The sequence below is a fragment of the Mycolicibacterium chengduense genome (genome assembly GCF_033741155.1).
Taxonomy (GTDB): domain Bacteria; phylum Actinomycetota; class Actinomycetes; order Mycobacteriales; family Mycobacteriaceae; genus Mycobacterium.
This window is the reverse complement of record NZ_JAWQNH010000004.1, coordinates 89,988-116,376: the sequence shown is the minus strand read 5'-3', so window position 1 is coordinate 116,376 and position 26,389 is coordinate 89,988. Positions and strand designations below refer to the sequence as shown.

At 68.3% G+C, this 26,389-nt stretch carries 20 protein-coding genes; 7 read left to right on the top strand and 13 right to left on the bottom strand.

Going from position 1 to position 26,389, the window contains the following annotated elements:
- A complete protein-coding gene (locus tag SBI67_RS15595; RefSeq protein ID WP_318981438.1) occupies positions 1-780 on the top strand; it encodes an enoyl-CoA hydratase/isomerase family protein in 780 nt (259 codons plus the stop codon).
- Here the strand turns inward: SBI67_RS15595 and panB are convergent.
- Complete coding sequence (gene panB, locus SBI67_RS15590; RefSeq protein ID WP_318981953.1) at positions 777-1,622, bottom strand: 3-methyl-2-oxobutanoate hydroxymethyltransferase; 846 nt, start codon at positions 1,620-1,622, stop codon at positions 777-779. The genes SBI67_RS15595 and panB overlap by 4 nt on opposite strands.
- Positions 1,623-1,781: 159 nt before the next feature.
- On the opposite strand from panB, the gene SBI67_RS15585 reads away from it, so the two are divergent.
- The 5 genes from SBI67_RS15585 (at position 1,782) to SBI67_RS15565 (ending at position 10,793) form a co-directional block, all read left to right on the top strand.
- Positions 1,782-3,173 (top strand): WS/DGAT/MGAT family O-acyltransferase, encoded by a 1,392-nt coding sequence (locus SBI67_RS15585; protein ID WP_318981437.1) that lies wholly within the window; start codon positions 1,782-1,784, stop codon positions 3,171-3,173.
- A gap of 42 nt (positions 3,174-3,215) precedes the next feature.
- Complete coding sequence (locus tag SBI67_RS15580) at positions 3,216-4,724, top strand: alpha/beta hydrolase (protein ID WP_318981436.1); 1,509 nt, start codon at positions 3,216-3,218, stop codon at positions 4,722-4,724.
- Between the two features lie 82 nt (positions 4,725-4,806).
- The gene (locus SBI67_RS15575) at positions 4,807-6,354 is read left to right on the top strand and encodes an alpha/beta hydrolase (RefSeq protein WP_318981435.1); all 1,548 of its coding nucleotides are present in this window, start codon (positions 4,807-4,809) and stop codon (positions 6,352-6,354) included.
- A gap of 66 nt (positions 6,355-6,420) precedes the next feature.
- A complete protein-coding gene (glnA, locus tag SBI67_RS15570; protein WP_318981434.1) occupies positions 6,421-7,761 on the top strand; it encodes a type I glutamate--ammonia ligase in 1,341 nt (446 codons plus the stop codon).
- Between the two features lie 74 nt (positions 7,762-7,835).
- A complete protein-coding gene (locus SBI67_RS15565; protein WP_318981433.1) occupies positions 7,836-10,793 on the top strand; it encodes a bifunctional [glutamine synthetase] adenylyltransferase/[glutamine synthetase]-adenylyl-L-tyrosine phosphorylase in 2,958 nt (985 codons plus the stop codon).
- 6 nt (positions 10,794-10,799) lie between these two features.
- Here the strand turns inward: SBI67_RS15565 and SBI67_RS15560 are convergent, their stop codons facing one another.
- The 6 genes from SBI67_RS15560 to glnA (SBI67_RS15535) form a co-directional block, all read right to left on the bottom strand.
- A complete protein-coding gene (locus tag SBI67_RS15560; protein WP_318981432.1) occupies positions 10,800-15,587 on the bottom strand; it encodes a cadherin-like domain-containing protein in 4,788 nt (1,595 codons plus the stop codon).
- 195 nt (positions 15,588-15,782) lie between these two features.
- Positions 15,783-16,211 carry a DoxX family protein gene (locus SBI67_RS15555; protein WP_413232496.1) on the bottom strand — a complete coding sequence of 143 codons (429 nt, stop codon included), beginning with the start codon at positions 16,209-16,211 and terminating at the stop codon, positions 15,783-15,785.
- 77 nt (positions 16,212-16,288) lie between these two features.
- Positions 16,289-16,696, bottom strand: a complete 408-nt coding sequence (locus SBI67_RS15550) for a DoxX family protein (protein WP_318981430.1) — start codon at positions 16,694-16,696, stop codon at positions 16,289-16,291.
- 27 nt (positions 16,697-16,723) lie between these two features.
- Positions 16,724-17,155 (bottom strand): DoxX family protein, encoded by a 432-nt coding sequence (locus SBI67_RS15545; RefSeq protein ID WP_318981429.1) that lies wholly within the window; start codon positions 17,153-17,155, stop codon positions 16,724-16,726.
- A gap of 57 nt (positions 17,156-17,212) precedes the next feature.
- On the bottom strand, positions 17,213-18,034 hold the full coding sequence (locus tag SBI67_RS15540; protein WP_318981428.1) for a hypothetical protein: 822 nt from the start codon (positions 18,032-18,034) through the stop codon (positions 17,213-17,215).
- A 97-nt stretch (positions 18,035-18,131) separates the two neighbouring features.
- Complete coding sequence (gene glnA / locus SBI67_RS15535) at positions 18,132-19,568, bottom strand: type I glutamate--ammonia ligase (protein ID WP_266048141.1); 1,437 nt, start codon at positions 19,566-19,568, stop codon at positions 18,132-18,134.
- 117 nt (positions 19,569-19,685) lie between these two features.
- Between glnA (SBI67_RS15535) and SBI67_RS15530 the strand changes: the two genes are divergently transcribed.
- Complete coding sequence (locus SBI67_RS15530; RefSeq protein ID WP_318981427.1) at positions 19,686-20,147, top strand: RDD family protein; 462 nt, start codon at positions 19,686-19,688, stop codon at positions 20,145-20,147.
- Positions 20,148-20,168: 21 nt separating this feature from the next.
- Here the strand turns inward: SBI67_RS15530 and SBI67_RS15525 are convergent, their stop codons facing one another.
- From SBI67_RS15525 to sucB, 6 genes are all read right to left on the bottom strand, one after another.
- Positions 20,169-21,059: a PDDEXK-like endonuclease domain-containing protein gene (locus SBI67_RS15525; protein ID WP_318981426.1), complete on the bottom strand. Its 891-nt coding sequence runs from the start codon at positions 21,057-21,059 to the stop codon at positions 20,169-20,171.
- Between the two features lie 110 nt (positions 21,060-21,169).
- On the bottom strand, positions 21,170-21,922 hold the full coding sequence (locus tag SBI67_RS15520) for a DUF4191 domain-containing protein (RefSeq protein ID WP_318981425.1): 753 nt from the start codon (positions 21,920-21,922) through the stop codon (positions 21,170-21,172).
- Between the two features lie 17 nt (positions 21,923-21,939).
- A complete protein-coding gene (gene lipA / locus SBI67_RS15515; RefSeq protein ID WP_413232495.1) occupies positions 21,940-22,908 on the bottom strand; it encodes a lipoyl synthase in 969 nt (322 codons plus the stop codon).
- Positions 22,905-23,567, bottom strand: a complete 663-nt coding sequence (lipB, locus tag SBI67_RS15510; RefSeq protein WP_318981424.1) for a lipoyl(octanoyl) transferase LipB — start codon at positions 23,565-23,567, stop codon at positions 22,905-22,907. Before lipB ends, lipA begins: the two co-directional genes overlap by 4 nt.
- Positions 23,568-23,577: 10 nt before the next feature.
- Complete coding sequence (locus SBI67_RS15505) at positions 23,578-24,498, bottom strand: TIGR01777 family oxidoreductase (RefSeq protein WP_413232494.1); 921 nt, start codon at positions 24,496-24,498, stop codon at positions 23,578-23,580.
- A complete protein-coding gene (sucB, locus tag SBI67_RS15500; protein WP_318981423.1) occupies positions 24,498-26,249 on the bottom strand; it encodes a 2-oxoglutarate dehydrogenase, E2 component, dihydrolipoamide succinyltransferase in 1,752 nt (583 codons plus the stop codon). The genes SBI67_RS15505 and sucB overlap by 1 nt, the downstream gene beginning before the upstream one ends.
- Positions 26,250-26,389 lie beyond the last annotated feature (140 nt).

Genomic DNA, 26,389 nt, shown 5'->3' with positions numbered 1-26,389 from the left:
ATGAGCGAATTCGAGACGCTGACGTTTACCCAGTCCGGGCCCGTCACCAGCATCGTGCTGAACCGGCCGGACGCGGCGAACGGGATGAACGACGCGATGACCCGCGACCTGGCCGCCGCGGCCGCGCTGTGCGACAGCCCGGGCACCAAGGTGGTCACCCTGACCGGCGCCGGCCGGTTCTTCTGCGCGGGCGGCGATCTCAAGGCCATGGCCGCCGCGCCGGATCCGGGAGTGTTCGTCAAGGGCATCGCCGACGACCTGCACCGCGCGATGTCGACCTTCGCCCGGATGGACGCCGTGCTGATCACCGCCGTGAACGGCGTGGCCGCCGGCGCCGGCTTCTCGCTGGGCGTCTCGGGGGACCTGGTGCTGGCTGCCGAATCGGCGTCGTTCACCATGGCCTACACCAAGGCCGGTCTGAGCCCCGACGGCGGTGCGTCCTATGTGCTCCCACGCCTGATCGGACTGCGCCGCACGCAGGACCTGATGATCACCAACCGGGTGCTCAAGGCTCCCGAGGCGCTGGCGTGGGGTCTGGTCACCGAGGTGGTGCCCGACGCCGAGCTGCCCCAGTGGCTGGAAGCGCTGGCGGCCAAGGTGGCTGCCGGTGCGCGCGGCTCCTACGCCTCGGTCAAGAAGCTGCTGCTGAGTACCTACTCCGCGGGCTATGAGACCCAGCTGGAGCACGAGGCGCGCCATATCGCCGCGAATGCCTCCGCTCCGGACGGGAAAGAAGGCATCGCGGCGTTCCTCGGCAAGCGTGCCCCGGAATTTTCCTAGTAGGAGTGCTCCTGTGCCGGGAACACCCCGGCAGCCACCTCGTCGGCGTATTGCGTTGCAGCACTGCGCAATACGTCGCCGATCTGGGCGAACTTCTTGACGAACTTGGCGGTCTTGCCCGACGTCAGTCCGGCCATGTCCTGCCACACCAGCACCTGCGCATCGCAGTTGGGACCGGCGCCGATGCCGACGGTGGGGATGGTCAGCTTGCCGGTGATCTGGGTGGCCAGCTCGGCGGGCACCATCTCCAGCACCACCGCCACCGCACCGGCCTCGGCCACCGCGATCGCGTCGTGGATGGTCTGATCGCCGGCGTCGCCACGGCCCTGGACGCGGTAACCGCCCAGGCTGTTGACGCTTTGCGGGGTGAAGCCGATATGGGCGATGACCGGGATACCGGCCTGGGTCAGGGTGGCGATCTGCTCGGCCACGCGCTCGCCGCCCTCCAACTTCACCGCGTGAGCGCCGGTTTCCTTCATGAACCGCGTCGCCGTCGCGAGGGCCTGCGCCGGGCTGGACTCGTAGCTGCCGAATGGCAGATCCGCCACCACCAGGGCATGTTCGGCTCCGCGCACGACGGCGCTCACCAGGGGGATCAGCTCGTCGACGGTGACCCGCACCGTCGTGTCATAGCCGTAGACGACATTGGCGGCCGAATCCCCGACCAGCAGCACCGGGATGCCGGCGTCGTCGAAGATGCGGGCGGTGGAGAAGTCGTAGGCGGTGAGCATGGCCCACTTGTGGCCTTCGGCCTTCCACTTCTGCAGGTGATGGGTGCGGACCTTGGTCCGCGGGGTGGCAGTGCTCGTGCTGGTCGCACCATAGACCGACTGCTCAGACATCATTGTCCCTCGATATGTGTTGTCGGGTTGATCCTCGAGGCCGTTGCTCGGTCCCCGGGTCGTCTGACACAGCCAGTGTGCCACCCGAGATCGCGAACGTGAATGACGGGTTGAGTGGATTTCCTCACATCACCGCAGTCCCCACCTACCATCGGCGTCATGCAAAGACTGAGCGGACTCGACGCCAGCTTCCTGTACCTCGAAACCGCAGCGCAGCCCTTGCATGTGTGTTCCATCCTGGAGCTCGACACCTCGACGGTGCCCGGCGGCTACACCTTCGACCGGTTACGCGACGAGCTCGCCATGCGGGTCAAGGCGATGCCCGAATTCCGGGCGAAACTCGCCGACAGCAGATTCAATCCGGATCACCCGGTGTGGGTGGAGGACAACGAATTTGACGTCCAGCGCCACCTGCACCGGATCGGGCTGCCTGCCCCTGGTGGGCGCGCCGAACTCGCCGAGATCTGCGGGCACATCGCGTCGCTGCCGCTGGACCGCAGCCGCCCGCTGTGGGAGATGTGGGTCATCGAGAACGTTGCGGGCACCGACGCGCACGCCGGCGGCAAGCTGGCGTTGATGACCAAGGTGCACCACTCCGCCGTCGACGGGGTCACCGGCGCCAACCTGATGTCCACGCTGTGCAGCACCGAACCCGACGCGCCGCCGCCGGACCCGGTTCCCGGTGCGGGTAGTGCGTCCGAACTGGAGATCGCGGTCAACGGCGCCATCAGATTCGCCACCCGCCCGCTGAAGCTGATGAACGTACTGCCCTCCACCGTCTCGACCGTCATCGACACCGCGCGCCGGGCCACCAAGGGCCTCACCATGGCCGCGCCGTTCGCTGCCCCCAAGACGGCGTTCAACGCGAATGTCACCGGGCACCGCAACATCGCCTTCGCCGAGCTGGATCTCGACGACATCAAGAAGGTGCGGGCCCACTTCGGGGTCAAGGTCAACGACGTGGTGATGGCGCTGGTGTCCGGCGTGCTGCGGCGCTTCCTGCTCGATCGCGGCGAACTGCCCGATTCCACGTTGGTGGCGATGATCCCGGTCTCGGTGCACGACAAGTCCGACCGGCCCGGCCGCAACCAGGTGTCGGGGATGTTCTCGTCCCTGCACACCAACATCGACGATGCGGGCGAGCGGTTGATGGCCATTGCATCGGCCAATTCCGTTGCCAAACAACATAGTTCGGCGATCGGGGCGACCCTGCTGCAGGACTGGTCGCAGTTCGCCGCCCCGGCGGTGTTCGGCATCGCGATGCGCGTCTACGCCCGCAGCAACCTGTCGGCGGCGGTGCCCGTGCACAACTTGGTGGTCTCCAACGTGCCGGGTCCGCAGGTCCCGCTGTACCTGCTCGGCTGCGAGGTCAAATCGATGTACCCGCTGGGCCCGATCTTCCACGGCTCGGGACTGAACATCACCGTCATGTCGCTCAACGGCAAGCTCGACGTCGGCATCATCTCCTGCCCGGAATTGCTGCCTGACCTGTGGGATATGGCCGACGATTTCGCGGTCGCCCTCGACGAGTTGCTGGACGCCACGGGGTAGCCTCACCAGCCCCGATGGGGACCCATGGCAGCATGGTCAGCCATGAAGTTCACGCGCGGCATTCTCGCGGCCGCCTCGGTGCTGCTCGTCGTCACAGCATGCAGCAATGTCGTCGACGGGCGAGCGGTCATCTCCGCGCCGCGCCCCGGCAGTCCGGTGCAGTGGGCGCCGTGCAAGGCGTCCTCCGGTGAGTCGCGGATCCCGTCGGGCGCCGAGTGCGGCTTCATCTCGGTGCCGGTGAACTACGACAAGCCCGACGGTGATGTCGCGCAACTGGCGATGATTCGCTTCAAGGCCACCGGGCAGAAGGTCGGCACCCTGTTCATCAACCCGGGCGGGCCGGGGGAGTCCGGTGTCGAGTCGGCGGTGTCGCTGGTGGGCACCCTGCCCGAGTCGGTGCGCCAGCGCTTCGACCTGGTCGGCTTCGACCCGCGCGGCGTCGGCTCCTCCAAACCGGCGCTGTGGTGCAACTCCGACGAGGACAACGACCGGTTGCGGGCCGACCCGCAGGTGGACTACAGCCCCGAAGGGGTGGCCCACATCGAGTCCGAGACCAAGGACTTCGTGGCGCGCTGCCAGCAGAAGATGGGCGACGAATTCCTGGAGAACGTCGGGACCGTCAGTGTGGCAAAGGATCTGGACGCCATGCGGCAGGCCGTCGGGGACGACAAGCTGACCTACCTCGGCTACTCCTACGGCACCCGCATCGGTGGCACCTACGCCGAACTGTTCCCCGACAAGGTGCGCGCGATGATCCTCGACGGCGCGGTGGACCCGAACGCCGATCCGGTGGAGGCCGACATCCGCCAGGCCAAGGCGTTCCAGACCGCCTTCGACAACTACGCCGCCGACTGCGCCACCAACCCGGACTGCCCGCTGGGCACCGACCCGGCCAAGGCCGTGGACGTGTACCACTCGCTGGTGAACCCCCTGGTGGACAAGCCCGCCCCGACCAAGGACCCCCGCGGCCTGAGCTACAGCGACGCCATCGTGGGCACCATCCTGCCGCTGTACTCGCCGAACCTGTGGCGCCACCTCACCAAGGGGCTGACCGAGCTGAAGAACGGCCGTGGCGACACCATGCTGGCGCTGGCCGACCTGTACATGGGCCGCGACGCCGACGGTCACTACAACAACTCGACCGATGTGCGGGTCGCGGTGAACTGTGTCGACGAGCCGCCGATCACCGACCGCGCCACCGTCGTCGACGAGGACCGCCGGGCCCGCGAGGTCGCCCCGTTCATGAGCTACGGCGACTTCACCGGACACGCCCCGCTGGGCACCTGTGCGTTCTGGCCGGTGCCGCCGACCTCCACGCCGCATCAGCTCAAGGTGTCGGGCCTGCCGCCGACGCTGGTGGTGTCCACCACCAACGACCCGGCCACCCCGTACCAGGCCGGGGTGGACCTGGCCAAGCAGCTCGGCGGGGCGTTGCTGACGTTCGAGGGCACTCAGCACACCGTGGTGTTCCAGGGCAACACGTGCGTGGACGATATCGCCGCGAAATACCTTGTGGACGTGGTGGTGCCGCCGCCAGGGGCCCGGTGCTAGAGATAACGGCCACATCACTGTCTGATTGCTGATCGTCACCGCACCGACACCCGCCAAGACCCCGCCGATTCGCTGTGCGAACATGAGCGCCATGTGGCTGGCGGGCAGGATTGTCGCGGTGCTGCTGGCCCTCCCCATCACGGCTGGCGTGTTGTGCGCACCCGCGCAGGCCGAACCGGAGTCGAGCTACGGCCGTCCTGCGGTGTGGGGCAGTTGTCAGCGGTTCTTCGCGGCCAGTCCGCTGGTGACCCAGGCGCTGCCGAGCGCCCAATGCGCCGACGTGCCGGTGCCCGTCAACTGGGATGCGCCAGATGCCCAAGGCGATGCCCAAGGGGCGCAAGCGCAATTGGCCGTCATCCGGGTGCCCGCCACCGGGCAGCGCATCGGCACGCTGATGGTGAACCCGGGCGGTCCTGGCGCGTCGGCGGTGGACACCGTGGCCGGCATGGCGGCCGCGTTGGACGGCACGGCCATCCGGCAGAGTTTCGACCTGGTGGGCTTCGACCCGCGCGGCGTCGGCTATTCGACACCGCAACTGCGGTGCCGCACCGACGCCGAATTCGACGCCTACCGGCGCGAGCCGCTGGCCGACTACAGCCCCGCCGGGGTGGCCCATATCGAAGACGTCTACCGGCAGTTCGCCCAATCCTGCCTGGACCGGATGGGCCGTGAATTCCTGGCCACCGTCGGAACCGCGTCGGCGGCCAGGGACATGGACGTGGTGCGGGCCGCGCTCGGTGACGAGCAGATCAACTATCTCGGGTTCTCCTACGGCACCGAACTCGGTGCCACCTACGCCGACCGCTATCCCGACCGGGTCCGGGCCATGGTGCTCGACGGCGCCGTCGACCCCGGATCGGATCCGATCAGTGAGAACATCAACCAGCTGGCCGGCTTCCAGGAGGCGTTCACCGACTACGCCACCGACTGCGCGCGCTCTCCGGATTGCCCGCTGGGCACCGACCCCGCCCAGTTCTCGGCCCGCTACCACCAACTGATCGACCCGCTGGTGCAGCGCCCCGGCGGCACCTCGGACCCGCGCGGACTCGGCTACGCCGACGCCATCACCGGCACCGCCAACGCCCTCTACACCCAGCGGTACTGGAAGTACCTCACCAGCGGGCTGCTCGGCCTGGCCCGCGGCACCGACGCCGGCGACCTGCTGACGTTGGCCGACGACTACTGGCACCGCGACGAGAACGGCCACTACGGCAACCAGCAGGATGCGTTCGCCGCGATTCGGTGCGTGGACGCGCCGTACCCGACCGACCCCGCGGTGTGGGCCGAGGCCGACCGGCGGGCGCGGGCCGCCGCGCCGTTCATGGAGTATGGCACCTTCACCGGTTACGCACCCCGCGACATGTGCGCGTTGTGGCCGGTCCCGGCGACCACCGTGCCGCACCAGGCGTCGCCGCTGAGCACCGGGAAGGCGGTGGTGGTGTCCACCACCCACGACCCGGCCACGCCGTACCAGGCCGGGGTCGACCTGGCCCGTGAACTGAACGCCTCGCTGATCACCTTCGAGGGCACGCAACACACCGTCGTCTTCAACGGCGACGCCTGCGTCGACACGGCGGTGGTGAACTTCCTGGTCGGCCTGACCCCACCGCCGGCCGGCCTGCGCTGCTGAGCCCCGCCGACCAAACCGCGACACGTGTGTAACACGGATTTAACAGCCGCTGCCTAGGCTTCGCTCATGGACCGCCAGAAGGAATTTGTGCTGCGCACGCTGGAGGAACGCGATATCCGGTTCGTGCGGCTGTGGTTCACCGACGTCCTCGGATACCTGAAGTCGGTGGCGATCGCGCCGGCCGAGCTGGAAGGCGCATTCGAAGAGGGCATCGGCTTCGACGGTTCCTCGATCGAGGGCTTCGCCCGGGTCTCCGAATCGGACACCGTGGCGCGCCCCGACCCGTCCACCTTCCAGGTACTGCCGTGGACGACGAGCGCCGGTAAGCACTACTCGGCGCGGATGTTCTGCGATATCACCATGCCCGACGGGTCGCCGTCCTGGGCGGATTCCCGGCACGTGCTGCGCCGCCAGCTGGCCAAGGCCAGCGACCTCGGCTTCTCCTGCTATGTGCATCCCGAGATCGAGTTCTTCCTGCTCAAGCCGGGCCAGGATGACGGCTCGGTACCGGTGCCCGCCGATAACGGCGGCTACTTCGACCAGGCCGTGCACGACGCCGCACCCAACTTCCGCAGGCATGCCATCGATGCGCTGGAGCAGATGGGCATCTCGGTGGAGTTCAGTCACCACGAGGGCGCGCCCGGCCAGCAGGAGATCGACCTGCGCTACGCCGACGCCCTGTCCATGGCCGACAACGTGATGACGTTCCGCTACGTCGTCAAGGAGGTCGCGCTGGCCGACGGTGTGCGGGCGTCGTTCATGCCCAAGCCGTTCAGCGAATATCCCGGCTCGGCCATGCACACCCACATGAGCCTGTTCGAGGGTGACACCAACGCCTTCCACAGCCCCGACGACCCGCTGCAACTCTCCGATGTCGCCAAGTCGTTCATCGCAGGCATCCTCGAGCACGCCAGCGAGATCAGCGCCGTCACCAATCAGTGGGTCAACTCCTACAAACGGCTGGTGCACGGCGGCGAGGCGCCGACGGCGGCGTCCTGGGGCGCGGCCAACCGGTCGGCCCTGGTGCGGGTGCCCATGTACACCCCGCGCAAGGCGTCCAGCCGTCGTGTCGAGGTGCGCAGTCCCGATTCGGCCTGCAACCCGTACCTGGCGTTCGCGGTCCTGCTGGCCGCCGGCCTGCGTGGGGTCGAGAAGGGCTACACCCTGGGCCCACAGGCCGAGGACAACGTGTGGAGCCTGACCGCCGAAGAACGCCGCGCCATGGGATACAAGGAGCTGCCCGGCAGCCTCGGCGTGGCGCTGGCCGAGATGGAGCACTCCGAACTGGTCGCGGAAGCGTTGGGGGAGCACGTCTTCGACTACTTCCTGCGCAACAAGCGCACCGAGTGGGAGAGCTACCGCAGCACCGTCACCCCGTTCGAGCTGAAGAACTACTTGTCGCTGTAGCCAGGTCCCCGTCGCTTCGCTCGCCCCAGGAAGCCGATCCCCGTCGCTTCGCTCGCCCCAGGTAGCCTCGTTGGGTGCCAAAACCAGCCACCCAGCGCCCGAAGCTGCCCAGCGTAGGACGGCTCGGCCTCGTCGACGCGCCGGCGCGCGACCGGCTGGACCGGCTGGGCTGGAACACCGACGAGTACGTCGAACTGTTGTGGTCGCTGTCGCGGGCGCCCGACGCCGACGCCGCGCTGCTGACGATGGTGCGGCTGGCCGACGAACTGGGTGACGGCTGGGATGAGCTGAACCGGGCGCTGCTCAAGGACAAGGCGCTGCGCGGCCGGTTGTTCTCGGTGGTCGGCGGATCGCTGGCACTCGGTGATCACCTGGTGGCCCGGCCGCAGTCCTGGCATCTGCTGACCGGCCAGGGCACCCTGCCCAGCGCCGCCCAACTGCGCGACGAATTCGTCGCGGTCGCGTGCAGCACCACCGACACCCGGTCGGTGCAGGCCTCGCTGCGCGCCCTCTACCGGGACCGGCTGCTGGTGCTGGCCGGACTGGACCTGGCGCCCACCGTCGAGAACGAACCGGTGCTGGAGTTCAGCACCGTCGGCGCGCACCTGTCCGACCTGGCCGACGCCGCCCTGGCCGCTGCGCTGGCGGTGGCGACCAACACGGTGTGCGGTACCGACACCCCTGCGCCCACACTCGCCGTCATCGCGATGGGCAAATGCGGTGCGCGCGAACTCAATTACGTCAGCGATGTGGACGTCATCTTCGTCGGTGAGACCGCGGACGCCGTCACCACGCGGGTGGCCGGGGAGATGATGCGCTTTGCCAGCGACACCTTCTTCGAGGTGGATGCGGCCCTGCGCCCGGAGGGCAAACGCGGCCAGCTGGTGCGCACCCTCGAATCGCATATCGCCTACTACGAGCGCTGGGCCAAGACCTGGGAGTTCCAGGCGCTGCTCAAGGCACGCGCCGCCGTCGGCGATGCCGACCTCGGCGCGCAGTACATCGCCGCGCTCATGCCGATGGTCTGGACCGCTTGTGAGCGTGAGGATTTCGTGCCCGACGTGCAGGCGATGCGGCGCCGGGTGGAAGAACTGGTACCCGCCGGCGTGCGCTCCCGCGAACTCAAACTCGGCACCGGGGGCCTGCGCGATGTCGAGTTCGCGGTGCAGTTGCTACAGCTGGTACACGGCCGCAACGACGAGTCGCTGCACGTGTCGTCGACGGTGGATGCCCTGGCCGCACTCGGATCGGGCGGGTACATCGGCCGGGACGACGCCGCGAATATGACCGCCTCCTACGAGTTCCTGCGCCTGCTGGAACACCGGCTGCAATTACAGCGCCTCAAACGCACCCACCTGCTGCCCGAGGACGACGACGAGGAGGCGATGCGCTGGCTGGCCCGCGCCGCGCACATCCGGCCCGACGGCCGCCATGACGCCGCCGGGGTGCTGCGCGAGGAACTCCGGCGCCAGAGCCTGCGAGTGTCGCGGCTGCACGCCAAGCTCTTCTACCAGCCGTTGCTGGAATCGGTTGGCAACCAAGGCTTCGACGTGATGAGCACCGAGGCCGCCGAGCGTCAGCTCGCCGCGCTGGGTTACGAAGGCCCGCAGAGCGCGCTGACCCACCTGGCGGCGTTGTCCAGCGAGGGCGGCCGGCGCGGCCAGGTGCAGAAGGTACTGCTGCCCACGCTGTTGGATTGGCTCTCGGACACCCCCGACCCGGATGCTGGGCTGCTGTCCTACCGCCGGATCAGCGAGGAACTGGGCGATCTGCGGTGGTACCTGTCCACCCTGCGCGACGAGGGCGCGGTGGCCAAACGGCTGATGCGGGTGCTCGGCACGTCGGCCTATGTGCCGAACCTGCTGATGCGGGCGCCCGAGGTGATCCAGTTGTACGCGGACGGACCACAGGGGCCCAAGCTGCTGGAGGTGGACCCGGACAGCGTGGCACGCGCCCTGGTCGCGTCGGCCGCCCGGCACGCCGACCCGGCCCGGGCCATCGCCGCGGCGCGCACCCTGCGCCGCCGCGAACTGGCCAGGGTGGCGTCCGCCGATCTGCTCGGCATGCTCGATGTCACCGACGTGTGCCACGCGCTGACCAGTATCTGGGTGGCGGTGCTGCAGTGCGCGCTGGACGCGGTGATTCGCGACCGGTCACCGCAGGGCGGCCCACCGGCTCGGATCGCGGTGATCGGGATGGGCCGGCTCGGTGGCGGCGAACTGGGCTACGGGTCCGACGCCGATGTGCTGTTCGTGTGCGAGCCGGTGCACGGCGTCGAGGAATCAGCCGCGGTGCGCTGGTCGGTCGGGGTCGCCGAACAGGTGCGCAGCCTGCTGGGGATGCCGAGCTCGGATCCGCCGCTGGAGGTGGACACCAACCTCCGCCCGGAAGGCCGCAACGGCCCGCTGGTGCGCACCCTGTCCTCGTACGAGGCGTATTACGCGCAGTGGGCCCAGCCGTGGGAGGTGCAGGCCCTGCTGCGGGCGCACAAGGTGGCCGGCGACCCCGAGCTGGGGGAGCGGTTCCTGCAGATGATCGACAAGACCCGCTACCCCGAGGGTGGTATCTCGCCGGAGACCGTGCAGGAGATCCGGCGGATCAAGGCGCGGGTGGACGCCGAACGGCTGCCGCGCGGTGCCGACCCGAACACCCACACCAAGCTGGGCCGCGGCGGGCTGGCCGATGTGGAGTGGACGGTGCAGCTGCTGCAACTGCGGTTCGCCGACAAGATTCCGGCGCTGCACAACACCTCCACGCTGCAGACGCTGAACGCGATCGGCGCCGCCGAATTGATCGCCGAAGGTGACGTCGATCAGCTGCGCCAGGCCTGGCTGACCGCCACCCGGGCGCGTAACGCGCTGGTGCTGGTGCGCGGCAAGCCGACCGACCAACTGCCCGGTCCCGGCCGGCAACTCAACGCCGTCGCCCTGGCGTCCGGGTGGGCCAACGGCGACGGCGGGGAGTTCCTGGACAACTATCTGCGCGTCACCCGGCGGGCGAAAGCCGTGGTGCGCAAGGTGTTCGGGGACTAGCCGGGCTCACAGCGCCGAGGCTGTCACGCCGACCGCGTCGAAGGCCGTCTTGATCGCCGCGATCTGGCTCGCGGTGAATCCGTTGGCCCGGGCGCTGGCGATCACCGCGTAGCGGGCGTCGACGAACCGGGCCGTGGACGGCATGCGATACAGCGACTCGTAGAACACCCGCGCCCACTGCTCGCCGGACACCTCGTTCTTGGTGGCGTCCATCATCTTGTACGCGGCGAAGGTCAGGATCCCGCTGTTGCTGTGCACGTAGTCGAAGTCGTCGGTGGTGTTGTCGTGGCACCCGCAGGGATCCACGTAGCGGCCGCCGTACGTCTCGGGCTGACCGTACGCCGACGGGTCCTGCATGCTGCGATACGGGTTGCCGGCCGCGTCTTCGGCGAAAAGCCAACGGCCGCTCCCGGTTTTGTTCTCGATGAGGGCGCCCATGATGTCGGCGTAGCCTTCGTTCAGCGCGCCGGACTCACCGAGATAGGCAAGTCCGTTGACGTATTGGATGACCGCGTGAGTGTATTCGTGCCCGACCAGATCCAGGGCGGCCTGGGTGGCGCCGGAGTCGCCGAACACCAACTCCGAGCCGTTCCACGCCGCGTTGCGCCAACCCGCTGCCGCCGATCCGCTCGGGTTGTAGTCGATGCTGAGCACGATGGGCGCGCCGTTGTCGTCGAAGGAGGTCCGGCCCAGCACCGTCGAGTAATAGTCGTACACGCGGGCCATGTTGGCCTGCGCCGATACCGCGGCCGTGCCCCAGCTGGTGGTGTAGGTGACGGTGGTGCCGGGGATGCTGGGCTGCCCGGGCCAGCCACTGCTGACGTAGGTGGTGGTGTAGGTGGTGATATTGCGGGTCGGGTCGCTGAGCACCAGCGCGGACCCGGTATTACCGGCGCCGACGGTGCGGGTGGCGCCGAGCAGGTCGGTGCCGCTGGACCGTAGCGGGCTCAACGCCTGTTGCGCACTGGAGAATTCGGAGAAGATGGTGCCGGCGTTGCTGCCGTTGGCGTAGATGAAATAGGTGACGCCCTCGGACGGGTAGGGACTGTCCGGGGCCGAGTCGACCACCACCCGCCAGGCCAGCGCGGCCGGGTGGAACCGGGCCAGGGTGTTCAGGTTCTCGCTGACATCCTGGTCGTAGATCACCAGATCGGTGGTCAGCTGCAGGGTGGCCAGGAAGGCGTCCTTGGTGGCCTGGCTGGGGGTGCCGGCCAGGCCGGTCAGCAGGTCGTTGCGGACGATGGCCTCGGCGTCGGCGGCGTGCCCGAGCGACGGGGTGGGCGTGGTGTTGACGCTGCCGAGCGCGGAGTCGTAGTTGCTCACCAGCCCGGTCACCCGGCCGGTGCTGTCGGTGGCCAGCACCACCTCGCTGCCCAGCACCTCCAGCCCGCCGACTCGTTGGGTGAGCCGATAGAACACGTCGCCGCCGAAAGCGTTGCTGGACACCGCGATCCGCGACGCGTCGGCGAAACCGGCGGGAGCGCCCAGCAGTGCGGCGACCTTGTTGAGCACCGCGGCCGCCGACGCCGCGTCCGATACCGTCGCGACGGTGAACGTGCCGTCGATATTGCGCACGGTGCCATTGGCGTTCTTGCTGACATCGACATCCCCGGTGCCGGCCAGGGTTTTCAGTTCGGCGAGGGTCAGGGTGCCGTCGGCGTCGGGGTGCAGGGCGGTGATCGGCACGGCCACATCGACCGGGATGCCGTCTCGGCCGTCGTACGCGGCGACGGTGAAGGTCGCCACGTCCGCCTGCGGGGTGAACCACGAGTGATACCGGGCGGCGGTGCTCGGCGTGAAGGTGAAGGTGCCGTCGCCATTGACCACTACCGACCCGACGGTGCTCGCGATGGTGGAGTTGAGCAGATAGGTCAGGGCCGTGCTGTCGGTGGCGTTCACCTGGCCGGTGACCACGCCCGTCGACGAATCGACCGTCGCCACATAGGCATTGGTCGCGGCCACGGGCAGGTCGTTGCCCGGGGTGGAGGCGGTCACCGCGACGGTCACGGTGACGGCCCGGCTGCCGCCGTGCCCGTCGCTGATCGTGACGGCGAAGGTGTCGGTACTGGTGCCCGCCGCCCGGGCGGCCGCGGACGGGGTGTAGCTGAACGAACCGTCGGGGTTGAGCACCACCGTGCCCTTGGCTGGGCCGGCGGAGGTGTAGGTGAGGGTGTCGCCGTCGGCGTCGGTGGTGGTGAGCCGGCCGGTCACCCGGCCGGTGTAGGCGCTGACCGCCGGGGTGCTCACGGTGGCCGCCGTCGGGGCGGTGTTGCGGGGCAACACGTTGACGGTGACCGGCACCTGGAGCACCGCGCCGTGGCCGTCGTCGACGGTGACGGTGAAGGTGTCGTGGGTGGGTCCGGTGACCGCGGCGGCCGCGTGCCGCGCGGTGATCGTCGGGGTGTAGGTGAAGGTGCCGTCGGCCTTGACCACCGCGGTGCCCTGCAGTGTCGATACGGTGCCCTCGTAGTAGATCCGGTCGGCGTCGCCGTCGGTGCCCTTCACCGACCCGGTGATCACACCGGTCGAAGAATTAGCTTTACCCACAGTTGTTTTCACCGTCGGCACCTTGTTGGCCGGGACCACGGTGACGGTGATGGTCTGCTGCACCACCCCGCGGCGACCGTCGTCGACGGTGAAGGTGAAGCTGTCGGACAGATCGGTGGACGGCGCGGTGTCGGCTGCCGCCTTGTGCCGTGCGGCGGCGGTGGGGGTGTAGGTGAACGTGCCGTCGCTGCTGAAGGTGACCTTGCCGCGCACCGGTGCGCTGAGCACGGTGATCTTGAGCGGATCGGCGTCGGCGTCGGTGACCCCGGTGGAACCGCTGACCACGCCGGTGACCGCGCTGGATGTGGTGATCGGTTTGTCCGCAACGGGTTTGGTGTTGGTGGGTACCAGGGACACCACCCGCATGGCGCTACCGCCGGCAGTGTAGAGCTGCATGCCGTCGGGACTGGCGGCGATTCCGCTCACGGTGTCGCCGGTGTCGAGCGTGGTGAGTAGGGCGTTGGTCTTGGCGTTGTAGACCGTCACCTCGCCGGTGGTCGCGGTGACCAGCAGCAGCGAGCCGTCCTTGTTGACCGTCGCCGCCCGCACCGGCGCGGTGGTCTGGAATTGGTCCACCACCGTGTACTTGGCGGTTTCCAGCACCTTGACGGTGCTGCCGTCGGTCACCACGTACAGCCGTGACCCGTCCGTGCCTGCCGCCACGGCGGTAGGTGAAGTCCCCGGTATGGCAAGAACTTTCGCAGAATTGGTCCAGGACGAGGTCGTGTACACCGCCACCCCCGCCGGTGTGGTGGCGTAGAGCTTCTTGCCGTCGGGGCTGAGGACCACCGACGTGGCGCCGACGGTATTGCTGATCCAGCCGGTGATCGAATTGGTCGATGTGCTGAACTTGGCGACCTTGCCGGTGGCGTTGCCGATGAACAGGGTTCCGCCGGAGGGGCTGATGGCCAGGCTGGTCGGGGTGGCGCTGGTGCCGATCGTGCGCTTGACGGTATTGGTGGCCGCATCGATCACCGAGATGGTCTTGCCCGCGGTGTCGGCGACGTAGACGTACTTGCCGTCCGGCCGGACCGCGACCGCTGTGGGGTTGGTGCCGACCGTGATGGTGGTGACGACGGTGCCGTCGAGGGTGTTGACCACCGTCAGCGTGCCGGCCGCGGAGTTGGTGAGGTAGGCCCGGGTATTGGTGGCCGCGACGGCGGTGGACTGGCCGGCGCCGACCGGGCTGAGCAGTTGTACCGGGGTCGGGTCGATCGGCACCGAGACGTCGAACGGCACCTTGGCGGTGCTGCCGTCATAGGCGGTCACGCGGAACACCGCGTCGGGAACCGAACCGAGGCCGGCTTGGACGCGCTGCGCGGCGGTCGGGGTGTAGGTGAAGGCGCCGGTGGAGCTGAACTTGACGGTGCCCAGCGTCGGCGGGGTGACCAACGCAAAGGTCACCGCCTTGCCCTCGGGGTCGGTGGCGTGCACCTGACCGGTGACCGCACCGGTGGTGGGATCCGGGTTGCCCAGCGTGGTGGTGCCGGGTTGTGGCGGCTGGTTGGTGACCGTGGCGGTGGCGGCTGCGGTGAGGCTCAACGCGCTGACCGTCTGGGTCTCGGTGCTGCGGGCGGTGGTATCGACGGGGGTATCGGAGAGCCCGAGTTCACGGCGGGCGGCGGCCATCAGCACCCACAGGCCGGGGAACTCGAGGTGGGGAACCGACCCGCCGCCGAGGAATGGGGCGGTGAGTGCGGTGAGGAAGGTTTGGACGGCTTTGACCAGGGGAGGCGTCGTGGGCCTGGGCGCGAGCGTCGGAGCCGGTTGCTGCACAACGGAACTGACCGCGGCAGTCACGGTGGGAGCGGATGGTGCGGTGGCGGGGGCGGCCGCCGCAGCCGTGCTGGTCGCGGCTTTGGCCGCCGGCGCAGTGGCCGTGCTGGTGGTCTGCGGTTCGGTGCTCGGTGCGGCCTTCTTTGCGGTGCGGGTACTGCTGCGCGGCGCCGCTTTTCGGTTCTTCTTGGTGGTGGGCTTGTCGGACTTCTGCTCGGTGTCGGACTTGATCTCCGCGGCGGTGACCGTCGCCGCCGCGGTCTGCGGTTCGGCCGCAGTGGTGCTCCCGGTATCGGGGGTACCCGCGGTGCCGGCCGTGCCGGTGCCGGACGTCTCGGCCGACGAGGTGTCGGGCTCGGCCCAGGCCACCGCCGGCAGGGCGGTCAGGCCCACCCCGATGCCGAGGGCGACCGCGAGCGCACCGATCCGGCCCACATATCGGGCGTGGCCGCAGATCCGTGCGTCGTTCATGGGGTGACGATAGCCTTTGACGCACGCGTAAGGCGCGTTTAGTACCCGATTGCGGCAACGCCGCTCCCGACCGATACAGCCGGTTGACAGGTTTGCTATTCGAGGTGATCAGCGGCGACGCGCACGACCGGCTGCGGCGGCTGGACGGACCACCGGCGGTGGCCGTCCGCAAACTCGTCGGGAAGCGGGCTGAGCTCAGCCCTTGCGCTTGAGTGCCGCGTCGACGGCCAGTGCGCCCCCGCCGGTGAAGACCAGCAGGAAGAAGCCGAAGCAGTACAGCACGGCCAGTTCGCCGCCGTTCTCGATGGGCCACAGCGCCGTGGGCTGATGCTGGGTGAAATACGCGAACGCCATCTCGCCGGAGGCGATGAACGCGGCCACTCGGGTGAACAGGCCGGCGATCAGCAGCAGGCCCAGCACCAGCTCGAGGACGCCGGCGTACCAGAACGGCCAGGTGCCTACGGGAACCGCGCCACCGGCACCCGGTGGGATCGGCCAGGCGAACAGCTTCGACGTTCCGTGCACGGTGAGTAGCAGGCCGAACACGATCCGGAAGACCGACAGCACGACCGGTGCGAGTCCATTGAGCTTGGCGTCAATCTGAGGCGATGGCATGCCGCCCATAATAGGACTACGGTCCGGTTATCTCTACGACTGGGTTCGGCGCTTCGAGTCCGTCGCACTCGGGAAGCGCGCTGAGTTCAGCCCTTGCATTTGACTACCGCGTCGACGGCCAGCGTGCCGCCGCCGGTGAAGACCAGCAGGAAGAAGCCAAAGCACAACAGCAGCGCCGACTCGCCGTTGTTGATCAGCGGCCAGAAACTCTCCGGAGCGTGCTGGCTGAAGTACGCGAAAGCCATTGCGCCCGATGCGAGGAAGGCCGCACCGCGGGTGAACAGCCCGACCAGCAGTAGGACGCCGGTGATGAGTTCGAGAACACCTCCGTACCAGAACGGCCAGTTGCCGACGGGTGCCTGCATGTCTGCCGGCCATCCGAACAGGTGGGCCCCGCCGTGGGTGAGGAGCACCAGGCTGACGATGATGCGGAACACCGACAGCACGATCGGGGTAAGAGACGTCAGTTTGGTTTCAAGATCAGGCGATGCCATGCGACAAATATTAGGACTACAGTCCGGTTATTTGGACGGTTGGGGTGTCCGGTTGCGCAGCGCGTCGAGCGCGTACGGCCCGCCGCCGGTGAACACCAGCAAGAAGAAGACGAAGCAGAACAGGATCGCCGGCAGACCGCCGTTACCGCCGTACTGCGGATCCACGATGGGCCACAAGGCCAGCGGCTGGTGCTGCCAGAAGTAGGCGACCGCCATCGCGCCCGAGGCGACGAACGCGGCGATGCGGGTGAACAGTCCCGTCATGATCAGCAGGCCACCCACGAACTCGATCAGACCGGCGTACCAGGCCGGCCAGTTACCCGTAGGAATGCCCATCGCGATGGGCCAGTCGAACAGCTTCGAGGTGCCGAAAGCCGTGAACAGAAAACCAAACACGATACGGACCAGACTCAACACCGTCGGCGCGAATGCTTCCAAGCGAGTATTCAGGTTGTCCATAGGGTCGACCCTACAAAACATGGACCGTCCGGTGGACCCTCCCGGTCGCCGGCCGGTTCACATCCCGCGTGCGCTGGGCGCGGAAAAGCAGATCGCGCCGGCGATCACGGCCGGCAGGGCGAAGGTCAGGGCAAGCACCATGAGGACGATCGGTGGCGCGGGGGAGGTCAGCCAGTCCTTCGGGAACCGGGCCAGCGTCATCGACAGCCAGGACGCGCCCACGCCCAGCACGACGACGCACACCGTGGCCACCTTCAGGGCGCCCAACGACGATTGTTCACCGGGGGCGCGTAACACGAGGACGAACGACGTCAGCACCACCGCTGCCGCGCCGAGCACGACGAGCCCGACGAGCCATCGTTCGGGCCGGCCGTGAAACGCGAAATGCAGGTAGTCGATTGATGTTTCGCTCAGCAGCAGGGTCGTGGTCAGCGCTGCGGCGAAGGTGAGCCAGCTGCCGAGCCCGGTCAGGAACCGGTAGCCGTTCGACGGCGCGGCCTCCGGTGCGGCCAGCTTCTCGACAGCATGTCCGGCCAGCAGCCAGCCAAGACCCCCGAACAATGCCGCCGTGCCGGCCGCCAGCATGCTGGTGGCCAGCGCGCCCTGAGCCCAGGCGATGGCGCAGATCCCGTCGCGTTGAGCGCCTTCGGGCACCACCGTGCCGACGACGGTGCCGGATACGAAGGCGCTGAGAACCAAGACCAGTACCGCCGAGGAGAACAGGGCGAGGGTGTGCACGCTCTCTCGCACATCGCCCTTGAGGTACAACGCGATCGCGGTGATGAGGAAGCCGCCCAGTGCGGCAGCGAGTTTGGAGTGCTCAGCCGCAGCGATGAGCATGCTCCACTGGTCGGACGAACAGAATTCGTCGAGGTTCACAGGTCCGTGAGCCTACGGCAGGAGAACATCGAGTGCAGACGCAAACGGGGCCCCTGGGAAAATCCCGGGGCCCCGTCGCGGTGCCGACTAAGCCGACTTAGACGTCGTAGTACAGCGAGAACTCGTACGGGTGAGGGCGGATCTGCACGGGCAGGATCTCGTTCTCCCGCTTGTAGCTGATCCACGTCTCGATCAGGTCCTCGGTGAACACGCCACCCTCGGTGAGGTAGTCGTGATCCTCTTCCAGGCGGTCGATCACGGCGGCCAGCGAGGTGGGGGCCTGCGGGATGTTGGCGGCCTCGTCCGGCGGCAACTCGTACAGGTCCTTGTCGACCGGGGCCTGCGGCTCGATCTTCTTCTTGATGCCGTCGATACCGGCCATCAGCATGGCCGCGAACGCCAGGTAGGGGTTACCCGAGCTGTCCGGGCAGCGGAACTCGAGGCGCTTGGCCTTCGGGTTGTTGCCGGTGATCGGGATACGGACACAGGCCGACCGGTTGCGCTGGCTGTACACCAGGTTGATCGGGGCCTCGTAGCCCGGCACCAGACGCTTGTAGGAGTTCACCGTCGGGTTGGTGAACGCCAGCAGCGACGGGGCGTGGTGCAGGATGCCGCCGATGTAGTGGCGGGCCAGATCCGACAGGCCGGCGTAGCCCGACTCGTCGTGGAACAGCGGCTTGCCGTCCTTCCACAGCGACTGGTGCACGTGCATGCCCGAGCCGTTGTCACCGAACAGCGGCTTCGGCATGAAGGTGACCGTCTTGCCGTTCGCCCACGCCGTGTTCTTGATGATGTACTTGAACAGCAGCACATCGTCGGCGGCGGCCAGCATGGTGTTGAACTTGTAGTTGATCTCGGCCTGCCCGGCGGTGCCGACCTCGTGGTGGCCGCGCTCCAGGGTGAAACCGGCGTTCTGCAGGTTGGTGGACATCTCGTCGCGCAGGTCCACATAGTGGTCGTACGGAGCGACGGGGAAGTAGCCGCCCTTGGGCCGCACCTTGTAGCCGCGGTTGGCCGAGCCGTCGGCCTCGAAGGGCTCCCCGCTGTTCCACCAGCCCGACTCGGAGTCGACCTCGTAGAAGGTGCCGTTGATCTTCGAGTCGAAGCTCACCGAGTCGAAGATGTAGAACTCGGCCTCGGCGCCGAAGTAAGCGGTGTCGGCGATGCCGGTGCTGGCCAGGTAGTTCTCGGCCTTACGGGCCACGTTGCGCGGGTCGCGGGAGTAGGCCTCGCGGGTGAACGGGTCGTGGACGAAGAAGTTGAGGTTCAGCGTCTTGGCAGCCCGGAACGGGTCGATGCGTGCCGTGTCGGGATCCGGCAGCAGCATCATGTCGGATTCGTGGATCGACTGGAAGCCGCGGACCGACGAGCCGTCGAACGCCAGGCCGTCTTCGAACACGCTCTCGTCGAAGGCCGATGCCGGGATCGAGAAGTGCTGGACGACACCGGGCAGATCGCAGAAACGGATGTCCACGTACTCGACGTTCTCGTCCTTGATCAGCTTGAAGAGGTCGTCCGCTGTCTTTTCTGCCACTGAGTGATCTCCTTTGACTGGTTACCCGCCGGTGACGCTAGGGAAATGATGTTGCCCCCCGATCAACCATATGTTGCGTGGACGTTACGCAATCGGGTGCACTCTATGCTTGGGCGCATGGCGCGCGACATCGCGTCCTGGCTGTCCGGACCGGAGCCAGGGTATGAGACCGGAGAGTATCCAGGGCAGCGGTTGGGCATGCCCGAAAACGGGCCCGGCTCCGTCGCCCGGTTCGGCCGCCGCACCGCCGCGTTGTTCATCGACTGGCTGATCGGATACGGACTGGCCGCCCTCGGCATGACGTTCGGCTGGATCTCGATGGCCTCGCTGTCCACCGCCGTGCTCGTGGTGTGGTTCGTGCTCGGCGTGCTGTCGGTGCGGCTGTTCGGTTTCAGTCCGGGGCAATTGGCGATGGGGCTGATGGTCGTCCCGGTCGACGGCCGTCGCGACTATGTGGGACTGGGCCGGGCCGTGGGGCGCGGCCTGCTGATCGCGCTGGTGGTGCCGCCGTTGTTCACCGACACCGATCTGCGCGGCCTGCAGGACCGGGCGACGGCCACCGCCGTCGTCCGCCGCTGACTCCTTCCCCGCGAACGTCGACTACCGCGCGAGTTTTCGCCCGGATGTCGCGCACGAGTTGACGTTGGCGCCGGCGCAGAGCAGCGCCGCCCGTACCCGGCCGATCAACACGGCGGGACGGTGCCGCAACAGGTCGGCGTTCACCCGGATGATCCGCCAGCCCAGCCGTTCCAGTTCGGCCTGGCGATCGATGTCGCGGTTGCGTACCCGGGCATCGGTCCAATGCTGTGTCCCGTCGTATTCGACGCCGACCTGCCACGCCGGCCACCCCATGTCGATCCGCGCGACGAACCCGAACCCGTCGTACACCTCGATCTGGGTATGCGTCGGGCGCAACCCAACCGAGGTGAGCACCAGCCGCGTCCGCGTCTCCTGAGGTGATTCGGCGCCGGGGTCGGACAGTTCGATGGCCGCGCGCAGGTCGATGATCCCGCGCGCGCCGCGGTGCCGGTCGGCGGTCAGCGCGATGTCCGCCGGCTTCAGCCCGGTGGCCTGCATCAACGCATCCAACCGGATGACCGCCGTCGTGGTACCCGGACGCCGGCCCAGGTCATACGCCGTCCGCGCCGGCGTGGTGACGGGGATGCCGCCCACTCGGCAGATCTCCTCCGGCGCCAGAGTGTCGCTGTGCAACAGGATTCCCGTGGTCTTGAACCGGCTCGGTTGGTTCAGTTCGGCGGGTGATGTCGGATCGATCCACTCGGCTCCATGCAGCGCTGCGGCGGACAAACCGGCCGGGATAGCGCGCCGGCCCGACCAGAGCCAGGCGCCGACGGCCTTGTCGACCGGTGACGGCTCGGCGCCTTTCGGCACGTAGACGTTGCGGAACAGCTGGTCGTGGCGCGTCGCCAGCTGATATCGATTGACCGCCCCAGCGGCGACGGCCTCGGTACCGAGAAATGGCCACTCCATGCCTGCACTGACGCACGCACGCCGAGTCCGGTTCCCTACGCCGCCGAACGTGAAGGCGTGCGCGAACTAAGCAGGAGTTTTCGAGCAGTAGTCGACGTTCGCGGGGAAAGTTACCGGCGGCGGACCGTACGCTGCATACCCTTCATCTTGCCGGCGTTGGGCAGGGGGCCCTTCGGCATGGCCGCCGGCCCGACCTTGGAGCCCAAGGCCACCAGCTTGGATTCCAGGGCATCCATCTGCTTGGCGTTGATATTCGCCGGCAGTTTCATCAGGTGCCGTTCCAGCTTGGACAGCGGCACCTCGCCCTCACCGTTGCCGACCACGATGTCGTAGATCGGCACCTCGCCCACCAGCCGGGCGGTGCGCTTCTTCTCCTGAGCCAGCAGTGGTTTGACGCGCGACGGCGATCCCTCGGCGACGAAGATGACGCCGGGACGGCCGATCACCCGATGCACGGCGTCGAAGTTCCCGGTCGCCGCGACGCCGGGGGTGACCCGCCACTTGCCGCGCATGTTGTCCAGCGCCCACGCCGCCGCACCCGTCTGCCCCTCGGCTTTGCGGTACACCGACTTCTGCGCGCGCCTGCCGAAGATGATGAATGCGACGAGGGCACCCAGCACGACGCCCAGCGGTATCAGCATGTAGGCGGTGAAGCCGCCGGCGAACAGCCCCAGCGCCACCGACGCCGCCACGATCAGCACGAACGCGCCGACCATGTAGGGCAGTAGGCGGCTGTCCTCTTTACGCTGGATCTGGAACGCCTGCCACAGCTGACTGCGACGCTGCTTGGACGCCGCCTTGCGGGCGGCTTTGGCCTCAGCCTTGGCGGCCTTGCTCTGGGCGGGGGTACGCGATTTCGCCATAGCCCTGAGGATACGGCTCAGGAAACAGGCGGACGCACGCGCGCCGCCTGCTCGTACAACCGGCCCGCGCGGTAAGAGGACCGCACCAAGGGTCCGGCCAGCACACCGGCAAAGCCGAGGCTCTCGGCGAAGGCCGACAACTCGACGAACTCGTCCGGGTGCACCCATCGCTCCACCGGATGGTGGCGCGGGGACGGACGCAGGTACTGGGTGATGGTGACGATGTCGCAGCCGGCCTCGTGCAGGTCGGCCAGCGCGTAACGGACCTCGTCGATGGTCTCACCCATACCCAGGATCAGGTTGGACTTGGTGACCAGTCCGTAGTGCCGCGCGGCGGTGATCACATCGAGGCTGCGCTGGTAGCGGAATGCCGGGCGGATCCGCTTGAAGATCCGCGGCACGGTTTCGACGTTGTGCGCGAACACCTCTGGGCGGGAGGCGAACACCTCTTCGAGCTGTTCGGGGATCGCGTTGAAATCCGGGGCCAGCAACTCCACCCCGGTATTCGGGTTCAGCGCATGGATCTGGCGGACGGTCTCGGCGTACAACCAGGCCCCACCATCGGGCAGGTCGTCGCGGGCCACCCCGGTGACCGTGGAGTACCGCAGCCCCATCGCCTGCACGCTCTCGGCGACCCGGCGCGGCTCGTCGCGGTCGAGTTCGGCGGGTTTACCGGTATCGATCTGGCAGAAATCGCAGCGGCGGGTGCACTGCTCACCACCGATGAGGAAGGTGGCTTCGCGGTCTTCCCAGCACTCGTAGATGTTGGGGCAGCCGGCCTCTTCGCACACCGTGTGCAAACCCTCGCGGCGCACCAGGTTCTTCAGTTCGGTGTACTCCGGGCCGGTGCGCAGCCGCGTCTTGATCCACGGCGGTTTGCGCTCGATGGGGGTCTCGGCATTGCGCACCTCGAGGCGCAGTAACTTGCGGCCTTCGGGCTGCGCCGTTCCCCCGGTCGCTACGCTGCTGCCCTCCGGAATGCTCACGACGGTAATGCTACGCGGATATGTCCATCCAAAGCGCCTGCCACCGCATCGGCGACGGCGTCAGTGACATCTTTCACCTCGACCCGACGCCCCAGCTCGGCGCTCAGCGAGGTGACGCCCGCATCGGAGATGCCGCAGGGGATGATGCCGCCGAACGCGCCGAGGTCGCAATCGCAGTTCAGCGCGAAGCCGTGCAACGTCACCCCGCGGGCGACCCGGATGCCGATGGCCCCGACCTTGCGGGCCGGGGTGCCCGGCACCCATACGCCGGACCGGCCCTCGACCCGGCCCGCCTCGACGCCGAGGTCCGCGCACACCGTGATGAGTGCTTCCTCAAGGCGCCGAACGAAATTCACGACGTCGAGCGGCTCGGTCAAGCCGATGATCGGATAGCCGACCAGCTGACCGGGTCCGTGCCAGGTGATCTTGCCGCCGCGGTCGGTGTCCACCACCGGGGTGCCGTCGGTCGGGCGCTCTTCGGGAAGGGTGCGCTTGCCGGCGGTGTACACCGCCGGATGCTCCAGCAGCAACAGGGTGTCGGGCCCGCCGGCCACCCGGGCATCGGCGATCTCGCGCTGCAGCGCCCACGCCTCGGCGTAGTCGATCGTCCCCAGCTGCCTGATCTCAAGCGGTGCGGTCGACGATCGGATGGACGACATAGCAGCCAAGTTACCCGGCCGGGGCGGTGCGGGTGGCATACGCCAGGGCCTCGCCGACGGTGTTGTGGTGGAACCGGAATCCGGCTCGTTCCAGTGCCGCCGGGATGGCGCGCTGCCCGAACAGCAGGCCCTCGTCGGCGAACTCGCCGAGCACCGCGCGCAACGCGATACCCGGAACGATCATCGGCGTCGGACGGTTGAGCGCCCGGCCCAGCGCGGTGGTGAACGCACCGTTGGTCACCGGCGCGGGTCCGGTGAAGTTGACCGGACCGGTCAGCTCGTCATGGGTGATGGCGAACAGCAGGGCCCGCACCTGGTCTTCCAGCGTGATCCACGGGAAGTACTGACGGCCATTGCCGAGCCGGGCCCCCAGACCCAGGCTGAACAGCGGCCGCAGCCGGCCGAGCACCCCGCCGGACGGGGACAGCACCAGGCCGGTGCGGGCCAGTACGACGCGCGCCCCGCCCTCGACGGCGGGCTCGGTGGCCGCCTCCCAGTCCGCGCACAACTGCGCCAGGAAACCCTGACCCTGGGGCGCGGTCTCGTCGGCGACCTTGTTGCGGGTGTCACCGTAGAACCCGACGGCGCTGGCGTTGAGCAGGACCGGGACCTGCGCGTCGGCGACGGCGCCGGCCAGCACCTCGGTAGGCCCGATCCGGCTGTCCCGCAGGCTCTGCTTGAAGGACCCCGACCAGCGCCGCGAGCCGACGTTCACGCCGCACAGGTTCACCACGGCGTCGACACCGACCAACCCGTCGATGTCGAAGTCACCGGTAGCCGGGTTCCAGAACAGCTCGTCGGCGTTGCCCGGTGCGCGGCGCACGATGCGGATCACCCGGTGATCGGCGGCACGCAACGCCGTCGTCAACGCCGATCCGATGAGCCCCGATGACCCGGCGATCGCGATCACGCCGGGCCCCTGCATCGGCATTAGAGACCCAGGTCGGCCTCGAACGCACCCTCTTCAAGCCGCCGCTTGATGGTGGTGAGGAAGCGGCCGGCGTCGGCGCCGTCGATGAGGCGGTGGTCGTAGGTCAGCGGCAGGTAGGCGACGGAACGCACGCCGATCGACTCGTTACCGTTCTCGTCGACCACGACGCGCGGGCGCTTGACGATGGCGCCGGTGCCCAGCATGGCGGCCTGCGGCGGCACCAGGATCGGGGTGTCGAACAGGGCGCCCTGGCTGCCGATGTTGGTGATGGTGAAGGTGCCACCGGACAGCTCGTCGGGCTTGAGGTTGCCCGAGCGGGCGCGGGCGGCGATATCGGCGATGGCCCGGGCCAGCCCGGCCAGCGACAGGTCACCGGCGTTGTGGACGACGGGGGAGAGCAGACCCTGTTCGGTGTCGACCGCGAAGCCGAGGTGCTCGGCGTCGTAGTAGGTGATCTCCTTGGTTTCCTCGTTGTAGCTGGCGTTGACGTTCGGGTGCGCCTTGAGCGCGTCGACGACGGCGACGGCGAAGAACGGCAGGAAGGTCAGGTTGACGCCTTCGCGCTCGGCGAAGCTCTTCTTCGCCTTGGCCCGCAGCGCCACGATCTTGGTCAGGTCGACCTCGTGCGTCTGCGTCAATTGCGCTGTGGTTTGCAGGCTTTCGCGAGTCTTCTTCGCCGTGATCTGGCGGATCCGGTTGGCCTTCTGGGTGGTGCCACGCAGATGCGCCAATGCCGGCGCCGGGGTGGCGGCGGCAGGCTGGGGGGCCTTGGCGGCCGGGGCCGCTGCCGCGGGGGCGGCGGGTGCGGGAGCCTTTTTGGCCTCCGCGGCGGCGAGCACATCCTGCTTGCGGATCCGGCCACCGACTCCGGTGCCGGTGACGGATGCCAAGTCGACGCCGTTGTCGGCGGCGAGCTTGCGCACCAGCGGGGTGACGTACGGGCTGGCATCCGAGCCGGCATCGTCGCTCTGGGCGGCGGCCGGTGCGGGCTTCGGGGCCGGAGCCGGGGGAGCGGGCGCGGGCGGCGGTGGCGGGGTGGCTGCCACCGGCTCGGGTTTGGGTTCGGGCTTGGGTTCCGGGGCCGGCGCGGGCTTGGGTTCGGGGGCAGATGCGGCGCCCTCGGCGCCGATCTTGGCCAGCTCGCCGCCGACGGCGACCACGTCGTCCTCCTCGGCGGTGATGGCCACCAGCACGCCGGCCACCGGGGACGGGATCTCGGTGTCGACCTTGTCGGTGGACACCTCGACCAGCGGCTCGTCGACCGCGACGGTGTCGCCGACCTTCTTCAGCCACCGGGTGACGGTGCCCTCGGTGACGCTCTCGCCGAGCTCGGGCATCTTCACGGACGTGGATTCGCCGCTCGCGGCGGACGTGGATTCGCCGCTCGCGGCGGCTGCAGGCTTCTCCGGCTCGGGCTCGGGCTCCGGCTGGGCCTCTTCGGCGACCGGCTCGGGCTCGGGTTCGGGCTCGGCTTCCTCGGCGGGCGCGGTATCGCCGGTCGGGGCGGACTCACCGGCCTCACCGATCAGCGCCAGATCGCCACCGACCTCGACGACATCGTCCTCGGCGGCGATGATCTTCGTCAGCACGCCCGAGGCCGGCGCCGGGATCTCGGTGTCGACCTTGTCGGTGGACACCTCCAGCAGCGGCTCGTCGACCTCGACGGTGTCCCCTTCTTGTTTGAGCCACCGCGTGACGGTCCCTTCGGTCACGCTCTCACCGAGTGCGGGCATCTGGACGGAGATGGCCATTGGTTTTGACTCCTCGAGCAGTCGACGTCACGGGGCAATGCGATGCAACACCCATCCTGTCACGTCCGCTGCGCTCGGTCGTCGCAGACGTCCGGACTCGTCGCTCTGGCACCATCGAAGGTGACAAAGAGAGGAGTTAC